11 protein-coding genes are annotated in these 18507 nt (G+C 73.1%); 10 read left to right on the plus strand and 1 reads right to left on the minus strand.

The annotated features are described in order from the left end of the window. The first annotated feature begins 432 nt into the window (after positions 1–432). From ACFXOM_RS23980 to ACFXOM_RS24015, 8 genes are read left to right on the plus strand one after another with little or no spacing between them, the layout of a single operon-like run. The gene (locus ACFXOM_RS23980) at positions 433–1767 is read left to right on the plus strand and encodes a hypothetical protein (RefSeq protein ID WP_385039168.1); all 1335 of its coding nucleotides are present in this window, start codon (positions 433–435) and stop codon (positions 1765–1767) included. A gap of 29 nt (positions 1768–1796) precedes the next feature. Further along, a complete protein-coding gene (locus ACFXOM_RS23985; protein WP_384945222.1) occupies positions 1797–3020 on the plus strand; it encodes a hypothetical protein in 1224 nt (407 codons plus the stop codon). Beyond that, the gene (locus tag ACFXOM_RS23990) at positions 3017–6043 is read left to right on the plus strand and encodes a hypothetical protein (RefSeq protein WP_385039170.1); all 3027 of its coding nucleotides are present in this window, start codon (positions 3017–3019) and stop codon (positions 6041–6043) included. Before ACFXOM_RS23985 ends, ACFXOM_RS23990 begins: the two co-directional genes overlap by 4 nt. Further along, positions 6043–7353, plus strand: coding sequence for a hypothetical protein (locus ACFXOM_RS23995; RefSeq protein WP_385039173.1), 1311 nt, complete (start codon positions 6043–6045; stop codon positions 7351–7353). The genes ACFXOM_RS23990 and ACFXOM_RS23995 overlap by 1 nt, the downstream gene beginning before the upstream one ends. Beyond that, the gene (locus ACFXOM_RS24000; protein WP_385039176.1) at positions 7350–8927 is read left to right on the plus strand and encodes a VWA domain-containing protein; all 1578 of its coding nucleotides are present in this window, start codon (positions 7350–7352) and stop codon (positions 8925–8927) included. The genes ACFXOM_RS23995 and ACFXOM_RS24000 overlap by 4 nt, the downstream gene beginning before the upstream one ends. Beyond that, the gene (locus ACFXOM_RS24005; protein ID WP_385039178.1) at positions 8924–9577 is read left to right on the plus strand and encodes a 4Fe-4S single cluster domain-containing protein; all 654 of its coding nucleotides are present in this window, start codon (positions 8924–8926) and stop codon (positions 9575–9577) included. The genes ACFXOM_RS24000 and ACFXOM_RS24005 overlap by 4 nt, the downstream gene beginning before the upstream one ends. After that, the gene (locus tag ACFXOM_RS24010) at positions 9567–10994 is read left to right on the plus strand and encodes a hypothetical protein (RefSeq protein ID WP_385039181.1); all 1428 of its coding nucleotides are present in this window, start codon (positions 9567–9569) and stop codon (positions 10992–10994) included. Before ACFXOM_RS24005 ends, ACFXOM_RS24010 begins: the two co-directional genes overlap by 11 nt. Continuing rightward, a complete protein-coding gene (locus ACFXOM_RS24015; protein WP_384934825.1) occupies positions 10991–13603 on the plus strand; it encodes an AAA family ATPase in 2613 nt (870 codons plus the stop codon). Before ACFXOM_RS24010 ends, ACFXOM_RS24015 begins: the two co-directional genes overlap by 4 nt. 197 nt (positions 13604–13800) lie before the next feature. Here ACFXOM_RS24015 and ACFXOM_RS24020 read toward each other — a convergent pair whose 3' ends face one another. Further along, positions 13801–14775, minus strand: coding sequence for a hypothetical protein (locus tag ACFXOM_RS24020; RefSeq protein WP_385039184.1), 975 nt, complete (start codon positions 14773–14775; stop codon positions 13801–13803). 203 nt (positions 14776–14978) lie between these two features. Between ACFXOM_RS24020 and ACFXOM_RS24025 the strand changes: the two genes are divergently transcribed. Both ACFXOM_RS24025 and ACFXOM_RS24030 read left to right on the plus strand, forming a co-directional pair. Beyond that, positions 14979–15308 (plus strand): CU044_2847 family protein, encoded by a 330-nt coding sequence (locus tag ACFXOM_RS24025; RefSeq protein WP_384934830.1) that lies wholly within the window; start codon positions 14979–14981, stop codon positions 15306–15308. 42 nt (positions 15309–15350) lie between these two features. After that, positions 15351–18507: tetratricopeptide repeat protein (locus ACFXOM_RS24030; RefSeq protein WP_385039187.1), on the plus strand; the 3157-nt coding region annotated here is incomplete at its 3' end.

The following is an 18507-nucleotide window of genomic DNA, read 5'->3' on the forward strand; positions in this document are numbered from 1 at the left end:
CTGACCGAGGGCGATGTTCGTGAGGCGCGTGAGGCGGCCGAGGCGACCGGACGCGCCTGGGATCTGCAAGCTGCCGCACTGGTCACGGGCGTACCAGGGGGTGGGGAGCTGCCACCGACGGCCCTGAGGGGCGGGCCGGTGCGCCCGGGGGAGGAAGCCTCCGTCGAATCGGAAAAGTTACCCGACGGTTTTGTCGAATCTGATTCCTCGCAATGGCGGCAGGTTCTGGAAGGCCTGGCGGAGGGGCGGCTGTCGGAGTTGTGTTTCATCGAATTCACGCCCGAACGTGCGAGTGCGGTCGCGGTTCGTGTCGATGAATGCGGAATACCCCGGCAATTCGGTGTAGGTGGCACCGAATGGTCGTCGCTCGCATCGATATTCGATCACCGCGCAGAAGTTCGAAGATTTCAGCTGGCCGGCGGGGTCGGTACGTTGCCCCCGGTCAGCCGCACGGAATTCGACTCGGCGGTGCGGCACTGGCTCGCCTCGTGCCTCCCGACCGGCGCCGGGGCGGTCGTCCTGCTGACCCGGCACACCGGATGGGTGCTGCTGGACCGGGCCGCCGCCACTCTGCGGGCCACGGTCCCCGTGCGGGCGGAAGTGGGCCCCGGCGCGACCCTCCCGGCGGACGCCGACACCGCGGCCGCCGTGCAGGAGATCCTCCGCACCATCCCCCTCCGCTTCGACCACACCCTCCTGCTGGCGCGCGTCGACCGTGCCGGAGCCGTCCACACCGACAGCCGCGTGCTGTTTCCCGCCGGCCTCCGCCTGGCCAGGGGGGAGACCGCGACCGTCACCGTGACCGTGTACGGAGGGGTCGCCGACAATCCGTCCGCCGCGCTGCCGGTGTTCTGCGGCAACCCCGCGCCGGACGGCGCGGGCGCCCAGCCGTTGTGCTGGGAGCCGACGTCCCTCACGGCGTTGGGCCCCACCTCGGTGACCTTCGGCCTGCGGGGACCCGGCGAAGTGACGATCGGCGCTCCCCACCGCACGCCCCGCGAGCTGCCGCCGGCAGACGCGGCCACCCTCGTCAGGTCGCTGCCGCGGCGGATCCAGCGCCCCGTGGGGCTGGAGGTCTTCCTGACGGTCGAACTCTCCGGGGCCGACGAGGCCGAGACCGGTGAGCGCCTCGCGTTCGCGCGCGCACTCATCACCTCCCTCACCAGACACCGGGGCGCCGCCCACCAGTTGCGGATCGGCATCGTCGGCCACTACGACCACGTGATCCGGGAGAACGCCTACGCCCCGCGACCCACCCTGCTCCTGCACGTTCCGGCGGGACCCGCCGAACGGGCGCTGGCCAACCTGGAGTCCTGGCGCCCCGCGCAGCGTGAACAGGACACGGTGTCCTCGCTGGAGGACGCCCTCAGAACGGTCGTGCCATCGGGAGGCGCGGACGTCGGATCCGCTCCGGTGCGCAGGGTCGTCCTGGTCGTCGGGCGGCGTCCCCCCGCCGTGGCCGCCCAGCGCCACGGGCTCGTCCCGACATGCCCGCTCGGCGCCGACTGGCGGGTGGAACTGGAAAGACTGCGCCGGTCCGGCGTCCTGGTGATGTCCCGCGCGGACCCGTACGCCGGAGCGCGGGGACCCGGCCGTCCGGGACAGGGCGGCGGATCGTACGCCGAACAGGCATGGGCCGCACTTGCCGCCGACGGTTCCTTCCGCCCCGGCGCCGACTCGCCGGCCGACGTGGCCGAGGCCCTCGTCCCGGCCTGGCGGACCGACGGGCCGTCCTGCCAACTGGCCTTTGCCACCCCCTTGCTGTGACCGGCCGCTCCGGTACGAGGAGAGACACCATGTCCACGAACAAGTACTACAACCCCGACGAGCAGGTCCCCAACGGCTCCCGGCCGATCGAGCACGTGCCTCCGCCCGCCGCGCCGCCCGGTCCCGACCGGACGGACGCCCCGGGGCCCTTCATCGAAGAACCCGTGGTGCCGGACACGCCGGCGTGGGCCGGACCGTCGGCCCCCGCCCTTCCGGGCCCCGTCTACGAGTCGCCGCAGCACGCCCATCCGGTGCCCGACGGGAACCTGGAGCCGCTGCGCATCCCGATGGCGCCGCAGGGGAGAGCCGGCGACGCCCCGGGACCGGTCCGCATCGGTCTGTGGGGAGCACCCCGCTCCGGCAAGACGACCTATCTGGCCGCCCTGCCGATCGCGGCGATGCAGTACCAGCGGCACGGCCGCGGCAACTGGGTCGTCAGCGGAATGTCCAAGGAGGCCAACGACTTCCTCGTCGACAACGTGGCACGGCTGACCCGCGACCGGGTGTTCCCACCCGCCACCACGGGCCTCCAGTCGATGAGCTGGTCCTTCCAGGGCGAGGAACCACCGTCCGGGCCGTTCCGGACCCGTGGCCGTGACGTGGATTTCGTGCTGGAGATCCACGACCCCTCGGGTGAGGTGTTCCGCCGGGACCACCCGCAGCACGCGCAGATCATCGACCAACTCGCACGAGCCAAGGGCCTGATCTACATCTTCGACCCGCTCGGCGATGCCCAGGAAGCCACCCAGAGCCTCAACTTCTTCCACGCCGCACTGACCGAACTGAACACCCGCATCCGGGACTCGGGCGGGCACCACCGCAACCGGTTGCCGCACCACGTCTCCGTCTGCGTGGCCAAGTTCGACCACCCCGACGTCTTCCGCCCCGCCGTGGAGGCGGGGTGGGTCACCCAGGACTCCGTGGGATCGCAACTGCCCCGCGTCCCCGCGCACCTCGCCCCGGGCTTCTTCGAGTGGATGTGCAACGAATTCCGCGGGTCCACGGCCCGACTCGTCAGAGATGCGCTGACCAGCTTCTTCCACCCCGACAACATCACGTACTACGCGAGCTCCGCCATCGGCTTCCGGCTCAACCCGCAGCACGTCTTCGACTACCGCAACTACTCCAACGTCGACATCGTCGACGCGAGGCCGCGGATCTGCACCTCCCCCGAGCCCATCAACGTGCTGGAACCCCTGATCGACCTGGAGCGCAGGATCCGCACCTCGAAGCGCAAGGGGAGGCGGCGGTGAACGGCGGCCCGGTACCGTTCCCGCTCCCCGCCGAAGGCCCGGCGGAAGCGGACGAACGGCTCAACGCCCACTGGGCCGTGCTGGGCAAGTACCCGGGGCGGACCATGGGCTACGAAGTCCTGGGCGGCAGCCTCCCCGAGGCCCGGGCCAAGAACTACCTGTGGGGCGCCGCTGCCGTGGGCGCCCCCGACGAGCGGGACGAGTGGGGAGCGCTGCCCTGGCGGGTGTTCCTCAGCGGCGTCCAGGGCGAAGCAGCTGCCTGTGCCGTGGTCGAGACGGCCTGGGACGGCAGCCGCGACGGCACCGGAGCGGCCAGTTACGCCTGGCGGTTGCTGCTGCTTGACTGGACGTCTGCCAGCGCCGCCGCCGTCACGTGGAGCACGCTCGACCGGACCGCCGACACCTTCCGATGGCCGGTCATGACCGAGGAGACCCCGCCGGTGACCGGATCGGCGGTAGCCATGGACGTCCGCCGGACCGCTGCGGACGAGCACGCGCAGACCATCGACGGGCTGGGATTCAACTGGGCGGCGGGCGTCGCCGCCCTCCTCCTGGACGGCAGGCCGGTGGCTCTCGTCCCCCGGCCCGGGGACGACGTGCCGGGCACTGCGCACCGGGTGAGGATCCTCGACGCCATCTGCTCGCTGCTGCCCTACGGCTGCCGCGTCTGGCTGAGTGCCGCGACCTGGACCGGCCGGTCCGACCACGATCTGATGCTGGTGTTCGCCCCGGCGGCGCGCGGTCGCCAGCTCGAGGTCCGTCTGGACGGCGGTTCGCCGCCGCAGCCGCAGAGCCACCCCGCACGCACGTACCTCGCCGAGCTGTTCCGGTTGCGGGAGCGGGGGCGGACGACCGCCGACCTGGTGGGGCATCTCCTCGCCGAGCCCACGCCGATCGCCTTCCGGGAGCGCGGGGACGCGGTCCGCGTGCTCAAGGACCTCGATCTCCTCGACTCGGTGATCGAGGACATCAACCAGGACCGCGGCGCCCCGGCCGATGTGCGTCGGGTCCTGGAACGCCACCCGCCGACCACGCTCGACGAGCGCAGGCTGGCCATCCTGGTGGTCTTCCTGGCACGGAAGGCGATTCGCGACAGACTGGCGGGGCACGAGGCCGCGCAGATCCTCTTCGCCCACTGGAGCCCGCTGACGCCCGGGCTGATCGCGCAGGACGTCCTCGCCGCCCGCCCATCGCGGGAGTCCTTCGGCGAGGCCGCGGAGTACCTGGCACTGCTGCGCGCGACCGGAGCCCGGCAACCGGGCGCCTTCGAAGAGCTGTTCCGGTACCTGGTGGACGCACCCGGTCAGGACCCCGAGTGGGTCGCCGGACTCATCCGCAAGGTCGAACGGGACTTCGCCCACCATTCCGAGGTCGCCGCGCACGTCCTCGCGCAGTCGCCTGCGGTCGCACACGCCTGGCTGGGCCTCCTGCTGGAACGACGGAAGCCCGAACTGTCCGCGCTGGAACCGGTGGTGCGGTTCGTGCTGCGCCGCGACGGCGGAACCGTGCCGGGATGGCTCCGGTTCGGGGCACTGCTGACCGGCGACCTCACTCCAGACCACGTCACCGAGTCCGACGCGGCCGAATTCACGGCCCGGCGGGCCGGCGTCTGGCGGATCGCCCTGGAGGGCGGGGAACAGAGCAACCGGCCCGCCCGGGTCAGCCTGCTCTTCCGGGACCTGCTGCAGGTGGTCCAGGGGCCTGACCGACGGGACTTCCTGTCGGTGCTGCACCGCCTCGCACCACTGGGCCGGTCCGGCCTCGGACCGGCCACCGCGGCGGACGCGGACCTGCTCGAGGCAGCGGCGGCCGCCGGTGGCAGTCAGGTCGCGCCGCCGTCCATGCCCCGGCTGCGCCATCTCGCCGGAACGGACGAGAACGACACCTACGCGTCCGCACTCAAGCGCCGCATCGCATCCGACGCCGGGCTGGGGGAGGTGGCGGTCGACGCGCTGCTCGGTGGCGGGCCCGACGAGCGGTGCTGGACGGTGCTCCTCCGACTGGGCCCGGAACCGGCGGTCTGCAACGGGATCGCCCGGCGGATCTCCGGCGACGACTACGCCGACTGGTTGGATCTCGGGCTGTCCGCCGACATGGTGGAGGCGCTGGCTCGGTACGGCGACCTGCGGTGGCTGCCCCATGTGCTGGCGATGCGGCGCGCGGTGCGTTCCGGCGGTTCCATCGTCCAGATCGTCCAGATCGTCTACGACGCCTGTCCGGACAGGAGGTTCCCCCGCCAGCTGGCGTGGGAGGTCCTCGCATGGATGGCCAAGCACCCACCGGCGGTCGGGTACGAACTGGTCAACGCGCTGGACAGGCGGATGAGCAACCTCGGAGTCGCCCTGTGCCAGGTGATCGGGAGCGACGAGCGGGCCGCGGGACTCCGCGGACCGATGTTGCAGGTCGCCCGGATCGAGGAGGACCAGGCGCGCCGGCGGCGCACGGCACTGGAGGGGGTGACACCACGAGTCCACCGGCAGTACGAGGACGCCGGTGCGCACACGGGGGCCGGTGCGGTCGCCTCCGGCGGCTCGCACGCGCAGGCCGGGTCGTTCCCGGTCGGAGGGGGCCCCGGCCGGTCCGGGGCGCACGGCCGCTCGGAGCAACCGGGGTCGTCCGCTCGGTACGGGGAGGCGGCGTCGCAGGGCGTGCACGGCGGATCGGGGTCGCCCGGCGTCCACCGCCCGGCCCCCGGGACCTCCGGCGGTTCCACCACCGGGTACCCCTCGCACGACGCTCGCGCACCCGGGCCCGCGCCCCACGGCGCCACCAGCCCGCCCCCCGGGAGCACGCCCCCTCCCGCCGGGTATCCGCCGCCCGCGGGCGCCCACCTCTCGCAGGCGCCGACCGGAGCCGCTCAGGCGTACGACTGGGCGGAGCGCGGCGATTTCTCGTCGTTGCACCACGGGCCCCCGCCGTCGGAGCAGCCGTCGGCGCCCGAACAACGCCCCCTGGACGAGAGCCCGGAGGAGCAGAAGAAGCGGCACGGCAAGCTCTGGCCCTTCGGCAAGAAGGAGCTGTGATGGCCATAGCCGTGGACGTGGGGACGCGCTACGCCAGGATTGCCAGGGTCGGCTCCGACGGCACTCCCGAACTGGTGGCACTGCCCGGCTCGGTACCGGGCGAGGGCCTGCCGGTCGAGGCCGTTGCCGGCCGGAGCACGACGCTGCACACGGCGTACACCGCCTACTGCAACCACTTCGGTGCACCCGACCGGGTCGTGGTGATCGTGCCGCAGCAGGACCGGGCGGCGCACGCCCGCCGAGCCGTGGCCGTGTTCGCGGAGGGACACGCTGCCGCCCCGGCTCCCGAGGTACGGGTGCTGTCCACTCCGCACGCGGTGCTGTCGCTCGTGCGCCACGCAGGAACGGCCACAGCGGGCCGGTACGCGGTGTGCGACCTCGGTGCGACAGCGGCCGAGGTGTCGCTCTGCGCACTGACCTCCCAGGCGGTGGCCGTCGTCGGCATCGCCCGCCACGCGCCCGCCGGAGGCTACGGAGCCGGCTTCGACGCGGCGCTGCTGACCGGGGCGGGGCTTCCCGACGACGCCGTGACGCACCGTGAGCTCGCCGCGGTCCGCGCCGGAGAGGGCGCCGCCCGGCGCCTGGACCTGGCGGTCAGCCACGCAGAACGCCACCCGGGGAGGTACGACGACACGCCGGTGCACAAGGTCGCCGGACGCGACATCACGGCCGGCGTGGTGAGCCGGGCCCTCGGCCGGCTGACGGCCGGTGCGGACCGCGCCCTGGACGAGGCGCTGGGCGGTACGCGGGCGGCACCACCGGTGGTCGCGGTAGGAGGCGCAGCCCGGCTCCGCCCGCTCGACCGCCATCTCGCCACCCGCCGGGGCACGGTCGTCGGGCTGCTCGCGGGCACGGACCCCGCCCTCGCCGCGGTCTTCGGTGGAGCGCTGGTCGCTGCCGGGGCGATGGACCCGGGCGACCGCTACCCGCATGCCGTGTGCGTGGCCGGGCACCGCACGGCGGGCGGTGAACCGCGGTCGGACGAGCTCCTGATCAGCCCGGCAGGGGTCCTGGAACCGGGTGGCCCGGTGGTCTTCGCCGAACGTGCCGGACATCTCCTCAGGGTGCGGACGGCACCGGGCTCGGCCCGGCCCGTCCGGGTCAGCGTCCGGGCCGCCTGTGGGCGGACCACTGCGGTGGTGCGCACCCTGACCGTGCCCGGACGGGCCGCCGGCGACCGGTTCCACGTCGGCATACGCATCGACGTCGACGGCACCGCCCGACTCGTCCTGGAGCCGGTGGGCTTCGGGACGTCCACCGAATTCCCGCTCGGCACACTGCCGACCGACCTCGAGGGAGCGCCTTCGTGAAGCACCCCATCCGATCACGGGCGCGCCGGTCCGTCAGAGCCCCGCGACGCTGCGCGGCCGTCCTGGCCGCCGCCGTCCTGGCCACCGCACCCCTGACCGCCCAGGCGGCACCGGCACCTGGCGGACCGTCCCGAGCGCAGGTCTACCGGGCCCTGGGCCTGGACGACCAGCCCGCGGACTACATCATCCTGGTCGACACGTCCTGGTCGATGCGGCAGGACGGCCGCTACGACACGGTCCGTGCGACCTTGCGGCCGTTCCTGGCGGGCCTGTCGCCCAAGGACCACGTCGCCCTGGTCGCCTTCGACACCCGGCCCGACACCCGGTACATCGGTCCGGCCGCCGACACCGACGCCATCATGTCGAGGCTCCCGGCGGGCCCCACCCCATCGGGAGCCACCGACGTCGGCGCGGCGCTCGAAACCGCGCTGGCCGAACTCGAACGGGACGACGCCTCGGAGATCGCATCCGTGGTGCTCGTCACCGACGGCCGGCACAAGCCGGCGGCGGGCACCCGCTACCCCGGGAAGAGCGGAGGGGCCTGGGTCACGCTGCAGCAGCGCGCCCGGGACCTCGCCAAGCGGACCGAACTCGCAGGGTACGCACTGCCGTTGGGTTCCGGAGCGACGGGCGTCGACCTGCTCGACGACGTCGTGCCCGACACCGCGGTGCTCCGGCCGGACAGTGTCCAGGACCTGGGCGCCTACCTCCAGCGTGCCGGGGACCGCACCCGCGCCCGCAAGGCGCAACGGGCCCTGGCACCGGACCGGGGCAAGGGCGTGACGGCGGCCTGGTCGGGCCGCGGCCGGCCCGACCTCACGGACGGGTCCGGCACGGCCCGGCTCACGCTCAGCTCCGCCACCCGCCGCCTGCCGCTGACGATCACGGGGCTGCGTGCCCAGGTCGAGGAACCGGCGGTGTCCGTGACCGGACTCCCGTCCCGACTGACCCTGCAACCGGGGGAGTCGCGCTCGTTCGAGGTACAGCTGCACGGCCGGCTGCCGAGCGGACCGATCCCGTACCGACGGACGGACGACGTCGACGGCACGCTGCGCATGTCCGGAGAGGTGACGACCCCGTGGAAGAAACCGCTGGCACCAGCAGTCCCGGTGGCCGTTCCGGACCGGATCAGTGTCACCGGGCCGACGGTACCCCTACGGGGCACCGTCGGCTCACCGACCCTGCTGCCCGCCACCACCGCGATCGTGCTCGTGACCGGGCTGACCGCCTGGCTGCTCTGGCGGCGCATCCACCGCCCGCGGCTGCGGGGCGCTCTGCTGCTCGAGCCTGCCTTCCGGGAGGTGATCCCCGACCGGATCCCGCTGCGCGGACGGAAGATGACGCTGCGGCCGCAGTCCGTCGGCGGACGGGGCCACGTCCGCGGACGTCGGCGCACCAACGACGGGCGGTCACAGGTGGAACTGCTCATCAGTTACACGCCCGACGGCTCCACCGCGCGCGCGTCCGACGCGACCTGCCGGCCCGGCAGTCACGTGGTCGTCAACGGCATCTCGTTCACCTACCTTCCCGAGCAGGGAGAGCGCGACTCGGCCGACAGCGGACGACCCTGGTGACCCCCCGCCTCCTCGACGTGGCGGCCACCAGGATCGGCACGGAGGCGCTCGGACCGGGCATGCGCTCGGTGGTGTGGGTCCAGGGATGTCCCTTCCGCTGCCCCGGCTGCATGTCGCCCGACTGGATCCCCGAGCGGCCGGCACGTCGGGCCGACGCCCGGGAGCTCGCGGCGGAGTTGCTCGTCGACCCCGTCGTCGACGGACTCACCTTCTCGGGCGGCGAGCCGATGCTCCAGGCGGCAGGGCTGGCCGAAGTCGCCCGTCTGGCCCGGGAACGACGGGACGTCTCCCTGGTCTGCTTCACCGGCTACCGCATCGAGCGGCTGCGCGCCCGCCCCCCGACGCCAGGGGTGCCGGAACTGCTCGCCGCCGTCGACGTGCTGGTCGACGGCCGCTACGTGGCCGCACTGGACGACGGCCGTGGGCTGCGGGGCAGCACCAACCAGCGCGTCCACCACCTCACCAGCAGGCTCGCCGACTGCGGGTACGACTTCGCGGGGCGCCCCCGCACCGCCGAGATAGCCGTCAACGGCCCGGAGGCCCTCCTCATCGGTGTCCCGCCGCCCGGGTTGCTGGCCGCCTTCGACACCGCGGTCGACACCGTCCGCGGCCACACCGGCACGGAAGGGAGCACACACCATGAGCGGTAGGAAACGCATCCAGGTCGACGAATCGGAGTGGTACCGCCTCCAGCGCAAGGCCCAGCAGCTGAAGGAAGTGCGCCGCAACCTCCCGCAACTGCTCGACGGGGTGCGCGAGCAGACGAGGGCGGACATCGACCGGACGTTCCGGGCGGTCGAGGACCGGCAGCGGGGGCAGGACCAGGCGCTACGCAATCTCAGCGAGCAGACGCGCCAGCTGGAGCAGGACACCACGCGCAGGCTCCGGGAACAGGCCAGGGAGCTGCACCAAGCCCTGGACGCGACGGCCGGCCAGATCCGGGAGGAGACCCGCCGGCAGTTGGCACGGCAGCAGGAAGCGACGCGGCGCGCGATCGCGGCCGAACGCGCCGAGCGCCGCGCCGAGATGGCCCGGCTGAACCAGGAGGTCGACCTGTTGAAGCAGGATCGGGAGCAGGCCCGGTCCGCCGTGCGGACCTGGCTGGCCGACGCCCGTGAGATGGCCGGCCTGATCGGAACGACGCTGCCCCACGAACGCTTCGCTCCCGGAGCACTGGCGAAACTGACGTCCCGCCTCGCCACCGCCGAGCAGAACGAAGCCGACGGCAGGTACGACGCGGCACTCGCCCTCGCCCAGGAGACCTACCACGGGCTCAGCGAACTGCGCTGGGAGACCGAGCAGATGGAGCTGGACAGGTGCGCGGCACAGACCGCTGCGATCGAAGCCCTGGTGCGCACGGACAAGCTGATCGAGGAGAACGCGGTCCGTCCCGTCCTCGGATCGGACGGGACCCCGCTGCCCGGCATCACCCTCGACGTGGGGTACTGGTCCGGCGGCGCGCTCGAGGAACTGCACCAGCGGACCTCGCAGGCACTGCTCCGGGCTCGCGACGACGCCACCGACCCGGAGGAGCTGCGCGAGCTGGAGGGCCGGGTGGCACCGGAACTGGAGCGCATGCTGGGGGACACGGTGGAGCGCGCCGGGATGCGCCAGCTGGCCTCGCAGCTCCGGGTGAACCTGGCGGACGCCGTGGCGCACACGCTCAGCGAGTACGCGTACTACGACCTGGTCGACGGCGCGTACGACCAGGCCGACCCGCGCGGTACCTACTACGCGAAGCTCCGCCACATGAACGGCAACGAGATCGTCGTGGACGTTGCCCAGCGCACCGCCGACTCGGGGGAGTGCGTGGTGCGCGTGCACTCCTACGACCACGACACGACGGCGGAGGAGGACCTGGCGGCCCGTGCCGGGGCCATCCACGAGGCACTGAGGGCAGGCGGCCACGAGGCCGCGGAGCCGTCCTGTGAGCCGGGCACGGCCGACCGGGCCCTGCTGGACTTCGCCCGCCACCGCGAGCAGCGGCAGCCGGGCGGGCCCGAGGAACGGCAACGGACGGTCCGTGAGCCACGGCGACGACCGGGTCCGGGAACGGCCGGAGCATGAGGCAGGCCGTGCCGTCACCGGCCCCTCATCCGGTCGCCGAGCGGTTCGCGGGCGTGTCGCTGCGCAGTGGCGAGCCGTTCACCGTGCTCTACGGTCCGGGGGTGGACGACGTCTGCGTCGACTCCGGTTACCGGATCTGCCATCTGGAACAGACGCTGTGGCGGATGCTCCGGGCGGAGGGGTACGAGCGGATCGTCTTCAGTTCCACGGCCCACCCGGTCTACTTCCGCGACACCGACTCGCGCGATCTGTCGCGGGGCGGCGGCACGGCACGACCGGCGCCCGCGCGCACCGTGATGCGGAACCCCGTGCTGCGCGGACCGCTCGGCAATCTGCTGGTGCCCGGCGCGCGGGCCGGGGGCGCTGCGGCACCCGGGCGGGACGGGGGCGGTGGCTCCGGATCCGCGCCGCCCCGCCCGGAGGCCGGCATCTCGGACCCGTTCGGGGTGATGACGCTCATCGGGTACCTGCGCCAGCGGGACCACCGCAGCGCTGTCGTCTTCTCGCACGCCGAGGAGATCCTGCGACACACCAGGGCGGCCCGCCAACTGGCCGGAGCCATGGCCGACTGGGCCGAGCACGCGGACGACGGCAATCTGTGGCTGATGGTCTTCCGCAAGCCCAACCTCGAGGAGGTGGAGCGCTGCGTGGCGGCCAGCGGTGACTTCCCGTTCCTGGAGACCTTCGTGCAGGAGCAGCGTTCGGCCCACGACCGCGGCGGTGCCGCTCGGATCGGCTACCCGGAGGCGGCGGAACTGGAGCGCCTCATCCACTGCATGCGCCTGCGACAGGGGCTGCGCATCGCGGACTGGCGGGAACTCGCACCGATCGTCAAGGCGCTGGCCGCCCATCCCCGGAAGGTCCGGACCTGGCGCCGGCGGCTGCAGGAACTCACCGGTCCCGACTCCGCGCTGAGCAGCGCGGAACTCCGCAACCGAGGCTGGGTCGACAGCGTCGCGACCGACGGCCGCAGCCCCTGGCAGCGGCTGGACGCCATGCCCGGGCTGCTCCCGGTCAAGCGGCACTTCGCGAAGCTGCGGGCCCGCGCGGCGGCGGAACGGGCGCTGCGCGCCGAGGGGCGGGGCAGCGGCGTCGAACCGCCCTCGCCCCACCTCGTGTTCACGGGGAACCCGGGGACGGGCAAGACCACCGTGGCCCGGCTGGTCGGGGAGATGTACCGCGATCTCGGCCTGCTGCGACGGGGACACCTGGTCGAGGCCGGGATCGGGGATCTGGTGGCCGGGTACGTCGGCCAGACCGTGCCGCTGACGTACGCGACGGTGGACCGGGCGCTGGACGGTGTGCTCTTCATCGACGAGGCGTACGGCCTCAGCGACCAGCAGGACGGTTTCGGTGACGAAGCCGTCCAGGCCCTGCTCAAGCGCATGGAGGATGACCGGGGCCGTCTGGTCGTGGTGGTGGCCGGGTACCCGGACAAGATGGCGGAGTTCATGGCGACGAACCCGGGGATGGCGAGCCGGTTCGACGCCGGGAACGTCATCGACTTCCCCGACTACGCGCCCGACACGCTGCACGGGATCCTGCTGCGCCGCCTCACCGAACGGGGGCTGCACCCGGACGACGAGTGCGAGGAACAACTGGCGCGGATCGTCGAAGGCATGCACCGCACCAAGAGCGCCTCGTTCGGCAACGCCCGGGAGATGCGCACGCTCGCGGACGGCGTCTTCACCGAATGGGCGATGCGCGTCAACGGTCGCATCGACGAGCTGTTGACCCCTGCTGACGTGCCCGATCGCTATCGGGCCCATCTGGAGGAGCCGGCCCCCGATCCGGATGACCTCCTCCGCGAACTCGACGCCTACGTCGGTCTGGGCCCCGTCCGGGCGGCCCTCGAGGACCTGGCGAACCGGCTGCGGTTGCGTCAGGCCCGGGGGCAGGGCCGCTACGCGCCCCCGCACATGCTCTTCACCGGACCGCCGGGCACGGGCAAGACCACCGTGGCGCGGGTGGTCGGCACGATGCTCCGACAGCTCGGCCTGCTCCACCGGGGGCACGTGGTCGAGGTGACCCGTGCCGATCTGGTGGGTCGCCACGTCGGCGAGACGGCCCCCCTGGTGAAGCAGGTGGTGCAGTCCGCGGTGGACGGCGTCCTGTTCATCGACGAGGCGTACAGCCTGGTCGCCACCGGGGGCCAGGTGGATTACGGGCAGGAGGCGATCGACGCCCTGACGCCGGAGATGGAGCAGTGGCGGGGCCGACTGGTGGTCATCGCGGCGGGCTACCCGCGGGAGATGGAGGCCTTTGTCGCGGCCAACCCGGGCTTGCGGTCACGGTTCACGGTCACGGTGCCGTTCCCGCCTTCTTCCACCGCGGACCTGGTGGAGATCCTGCGCCGGATGGCGGCGGCCGAGGGGTACTCCCTGGGGCCGGGGACGCAGGCCCGGGCCGCGCAGTGGCTGGAGGCCACGCGGGCGGCGGCCCCTGCGGACTTCGGCAATGCCCGGACGGTGCGCCAACTGCTCGAGGCCATGGAGGGCCGGATGGGGGCGCGCTACGCGGTCGCCGCCGGTGCCGGAGGCGTCCCGTCGGACTTCCTTCCGGAGGACGTGCCGGAGCCTCCCGCGCACCCGGGGGCGGTGGGCCGGTGAGGGTGCCGGAGCCGCACGGCGGCGCGGAGCGGTCCTGTGGACGGGCGGGAATGCCGACCGCCTGCGGTGGGCATGCCGGCGGCCGTCCGGCTGACCGCGGCGGGTGGCAACCGGCTGCCCCTCGGGGATACGGGGGCCGAGTCGCCAGCACGCGCAGCTGCACGGGCCCCGGGGGACTGGGGCCCGTGCCGAACCCGTCAGCCGCCCGTCCGCCGGAAGGTCTCCCGACCTCCCGTGTCCACGGCGTCACGCTCCTCGAGCACGCGGGCGAGTGCCTCGTCCGCCCGGCGGAGGCGGTCCTCCACGTCCGCGGCCGCCGACTCGACCTGGGAGAGCGTGAGGCGGTGCGCGTCGCCGCCCGGAGTTCCCGCGGCAGCCGGCACAGGACCGGTGAGCGCCCGGGCGAGATCCCGGTCCGCCTCGGCGTGCAGTCGCAAAGAGGACAGCAGAGCGCCCTGCTCCGCACGGATGCGTTCCAACCGGTCCTGTGCCTCTGCCAGTTCCGCGGCACCATCGGCGTGGCGGCGTTCCTCCGCTGCGAGGGCGCTCTGCGCGGCTGCGGCCCGCTCCAGGACCTGCCTGGTCTGCGGGGCGAGTACCCCCAACTCGTCGTCCGACAACCGGATCAGGGCGTCTGCGCTCGTCCGCAGGGCCTCGTCGACTCCCGCGTCCCGTCCACGCAGTGCGGCCAACCGCTCCCCGATGACGCGTTGTTGCGCCTGCAATGCGTCGAGCGCGACCACCAGTCGCTCCAGCCTGCGCAGCTCCGCGACCTGCTGACGCAGCCCCTCGTGCTCCGCCAGCCTGCTGCGCAGTTCCTCCTCCGCCGAGGCCAGCTCCTCCAACGCGGTGCGTTCCCGTGCGACGCTTTCGGCCGCCTCCGCGAGCTGCCTGGTCACGCCTTCGGTGCCGATCCGGCCCCGGTCGCCGACCACGGCCGAATCCAGCAGGCCCGGCACTGCGGCGATGAGCGCCCGGCCCTCGTCCAGCGCGTCGTCGAGGGCGTAGAGCGCGGCGAGCGCACGACTGCCACTCGCCACGTCGTCCACCCGGCGCACGGCGTGCGCCGCCCATGCGAACGCCAGCCCCAGCACCTTCAGGGCGGACTCTTCTTCACCCACGCCGGTCTCGGCCAGCGTTGCCGCGATGTCCTGCCTGGCGTCGTCCGCCACGGTGCCCCCCGTCCCGCCGAGTCGTACGGCGCGACCGCCCCTCGGAGCGGTCGTCGGAATCGCTACCCTAGCGCGACAAAGCGCCATATTTTTGCATCTTCGGTAAATCTCATCTCAAAAGGCCTAGACGACTCTAGGATCGCCGCAGGAGGTCGGCACCTCCGACTCAGCACCGCCAACTGTGACGCCGACGGGGGAGATTCATGACCGAGATCGTGCGGTTCGCCGGGCCGGAGGGGGCCTCGCTGCTGGTGGAGGTGGACGAGGACGCGCCGGGCCTCGAACGGATCTCCAGGGACTCAGCAGGAGTTGCCGAAGCCGGTCGGCGCCTGGAGGACGCGCTGGCCACCGCACGGCCCGCCATCAGTGCCGTCGTGGACTCGGTCAAGGCGCTCGCCCCCGACGGGTTCGAGGTCGAGTTCGGGGTGAAGCTCAGTGCCGAGGCGGGCGTCGTCGTGGCGAAGACCGCGGTGGAGGGCCACTTCACCGTGAAGGTCCACTGGAGCAGGACCTCTCCCGACTCCCGGGCCTGACCGGTGCCGGCCGACCAGGAACGCCCGCCCTGGCTGGTGAGCGTGCGCCGCTCCAGGGACGAGAACCCGGTGGGGGCCGGGATGCTGGTCACACCGCGGCACGTGCTCACCTGCGCCCACGTGGTCCGGCCGGGCTCGGCGCTCGGCGTTCCCGCCGAACCGGTCTTCGTGCGCTTCCAGCACGCGTCCGAGCACGATCCCGTGCCCGCCACCGTCGTCCCCGGCGGCTGGCACCCGGCGACGGGCGCCGACGCCGGCGACGTGGCGGTCCTGGAGCTCGGCGCCCCGGCTCCTCCCGAAGCCGCCCCGGCTCCGCTCCGCGCCACCGACCCCGGGACCTGGGACCACCGCTTCCGGGCGTACGGGTATCCGCGCGAGCACCCCCGCGAGGGCGTGCCGGTGCGCGGGGAGATCATCGGACACGCCGGCCGAGAATGGCTCCAGGTGGAGGCCAACCCCCACTCCGGCTGGGGGATGGAGCAGGGCTTCTCCGGATCGCCGGTGTGGGACATGAACAGCCAGGGCGTCGTCGGGATGCTGGTCGCCAGGGACGCGGTGACGAAGATCGACCGGCGTACGGCCTACGCCGTCAAGGTCGAGACCCTGGTGCGCTACTGGCCCGAACTCGGCCCGTACGTACGGGACGCCACCACCCGGGAGGTCAGGGAGCGGCTGGAACGGCTGTTGTGGATCCCGCTGACGGAGGGCGGGGAGATCCCCAGGGTGGACCAGGTGGATCCGCACGACATCGGGGTGTCCCGGTCCAAGTACTCCGAACGCCACGGCGAAGCGCCCTACGTCCCCCGCCACCCGCAGGACGACCTGTTGGACGCCGCCCTGGAGCGAGCTCGGTTCGTGGTGCTCGCCGGGCGGTCCAAGGCGGGCAAGTCGCGCACGCTGTTCGAGGCACTGCGCCGTACGCGGCCCGACGCCCGGCTGATCGTGCCGCGCGTGGACGGCCCGGACCGCCGGGTCCTGGACGACCTCAGCCGACTGCGTCTGCCGACCGGCCAGGACCCCGCGGTGCTGTGGCTGGACGACCTCCAGCACTACCTCCAGCCCGACGGAGTCGATCTCCAGGTCCTCGACCGGTTCGCCCGCAGGAACCCGGCCGTCACCGTCGTGGCCACCATCCCGGCCAAACAGCGTGCCGCCCTGACCGCGATGGAGAACGAGGTCGGGCGCATCGCCCGCGCCGTGCTCGGCAAGGCCGCGGCCGTGGAGCTGCCGTCACTGCTCACCCCCGAGGACGCCGCCGTGGCCCGCGGCGTCTACCCCGGCGAGGACTTCTCCTCCCGTGGCATCGGCGAGTTGATGGTCGCCGCGCCGGGACTGGAGCAGCGGTTCGGCGACGGTACGGAGAGCTGCCCCGAAGGCTGGGCGGTGGTGAAAGCCACCACCGACTGGCACCGGATGGGCATGATCGGGCCGGTGCCCGAAGTCGTTCTGCGAGAGCTCTTCGACCGCTACCTGGCGGCCCACCACCCCCAGCTCGACGCCGACGACGCCTGCTACGGCAGGGCCCTCGTCTGGGCGAGGGAGCCGGTGGCCGGGGACATCGCCCTGGTCCGCCTGGTGCGCGACCCGGACGGCAGCGTCGGCTTCGCCGGCTTCCCGTACATGTCGGAGTACCTGGACACCCGAGCCGACGATCCGTCCGCCCGGGTGCCCCGTTTCGCCTGGGAACACCTGGCTCGTCTCGCACCGGCCGCGGACTTGTTGGCCATGGCCTACACGGCCCTGGTGCGCGAGGAGTCGGACGTCGCCGAGCAGATCCTGCTGCGGGTCTCACGGTCGCAGGACGACCGGGACAGCGCGGCCTGGGCCTCCCTGATGCTCGGCGAGATCAGGCTCTACCAGGGCGACTTCTCCGCTGCGGTGGCGCTGCTCGACGCGGCGTCCTCATCCGGTCAGGAGAGCGTCGTCCCGCTGGCCCAGGTCGAGCTCGCCGGGGTGCTCATCGTCACCGGCGACCGCGTCCGCGCCAGGAGTCTGCTGGAAAACGCGCTCCGCTCGAAGGATCCCCAAGCCTCCCGGCTGGCACAGGTGGGGCTCGCGGGACTGCTGACGGCGGAAGGAGAGACCGGACGGGCCCAGCAGTTGCTGGAAGCCGTGATGGACTCGGGGGACGCGGAGGCGGCTCCGCTGGCCAGGGCGCACCTGGGCAGAATGCTCACCGAGGGCGACTCCGCGAGCACCCGTGCGAGCCGCAAGCCCGGTGCCGAGCGGGGCAAACCCGGCGCTGCGGCGGGGCCCGGGAGATCGGGACCGGCCGAGCCGTCCGAGGAGCCCTGGACCTTCTCACGGGCGGTCGGAGAGTCCATCACCGACCAGATCACCGCTCTCGCGCGCACCAACCTTGGTGGCCTGCTGGCCAATCAGGGCAACCTGGACCGTGCGGAAGAGCTGCTGAGGTCGGTGGTGGACAGCGGACAGTTCCACGCGGCGCCGCTGGCCAGGACCGGTCTCGGCGAGCTGCTGATCCTGCGCGGACAGTACGACGAGGCCCGGCAGGTCCTGGAGGCCGTGCTCAGGAGCGGCCATCCGCTCGTCATCCCGGTCGCCCAGGTCACCCTCGGCGTGGTGCTGCTGGAGCAGGAGGAGGCGGACGCCGGCCTCGCCCTGCTGCGCGAGGTGGCCGGGTCGGACCATCCCGACCAGGCGCCGCGTGCGGCCTGTGCCCTCGGCGAGTGGTACGCCGTCCAGGACGACGGCGAAGCGGCCGCGCAGTGGCTGGGTCAGGCGGTCGCGTCGGGACACCACGACTGGTCGGTGGCCGCCCGCGTCGACCTGGCCGTGCTGTGCGCGGCCCAGGGGGAGGAGGGCACGGCGCGGGCCCGGGTGCTGCTGTCCGAGGCGGCCGGCTCCGGGCAGGGCGACCAGGCGCCGCGCGCTGCCGACCTGCTGGGGGACCTGTTGGTGCGGGAGGGCCTCGTCGAGGAGGCGGAGCGGGCCTACCGGGCGGCGATCGACTCCGGACACGAGCTGTGGTCACCCGTCGCCAGGATCGACCTCGCCATGCTGCTGGCCCAGGGGGAGGAGGGCACGGCGCGGGCCCGGGTGCTGCTGTCCGAAGCCGCTGACTGCGGCCACCCCCAGCAGGCGCCGCGCGCTGCCGACCTGCTGGGGGACCTGTTGGTGCGGGAGGGCCTCGTCGAGGAGGCGGAGCGGGCCTACCGGGCGGCGATCGACTCCGGAC

Source organism: Streptomyces sp. NPDC059169 (genome assembly GCF_042755225.1).
Taxonomy (GTDB): domain Bacteria; phylum Actinomycetota; class Actinomycetes; order Streptomycetales; family Streptomycetaceae; genus Streptomyces.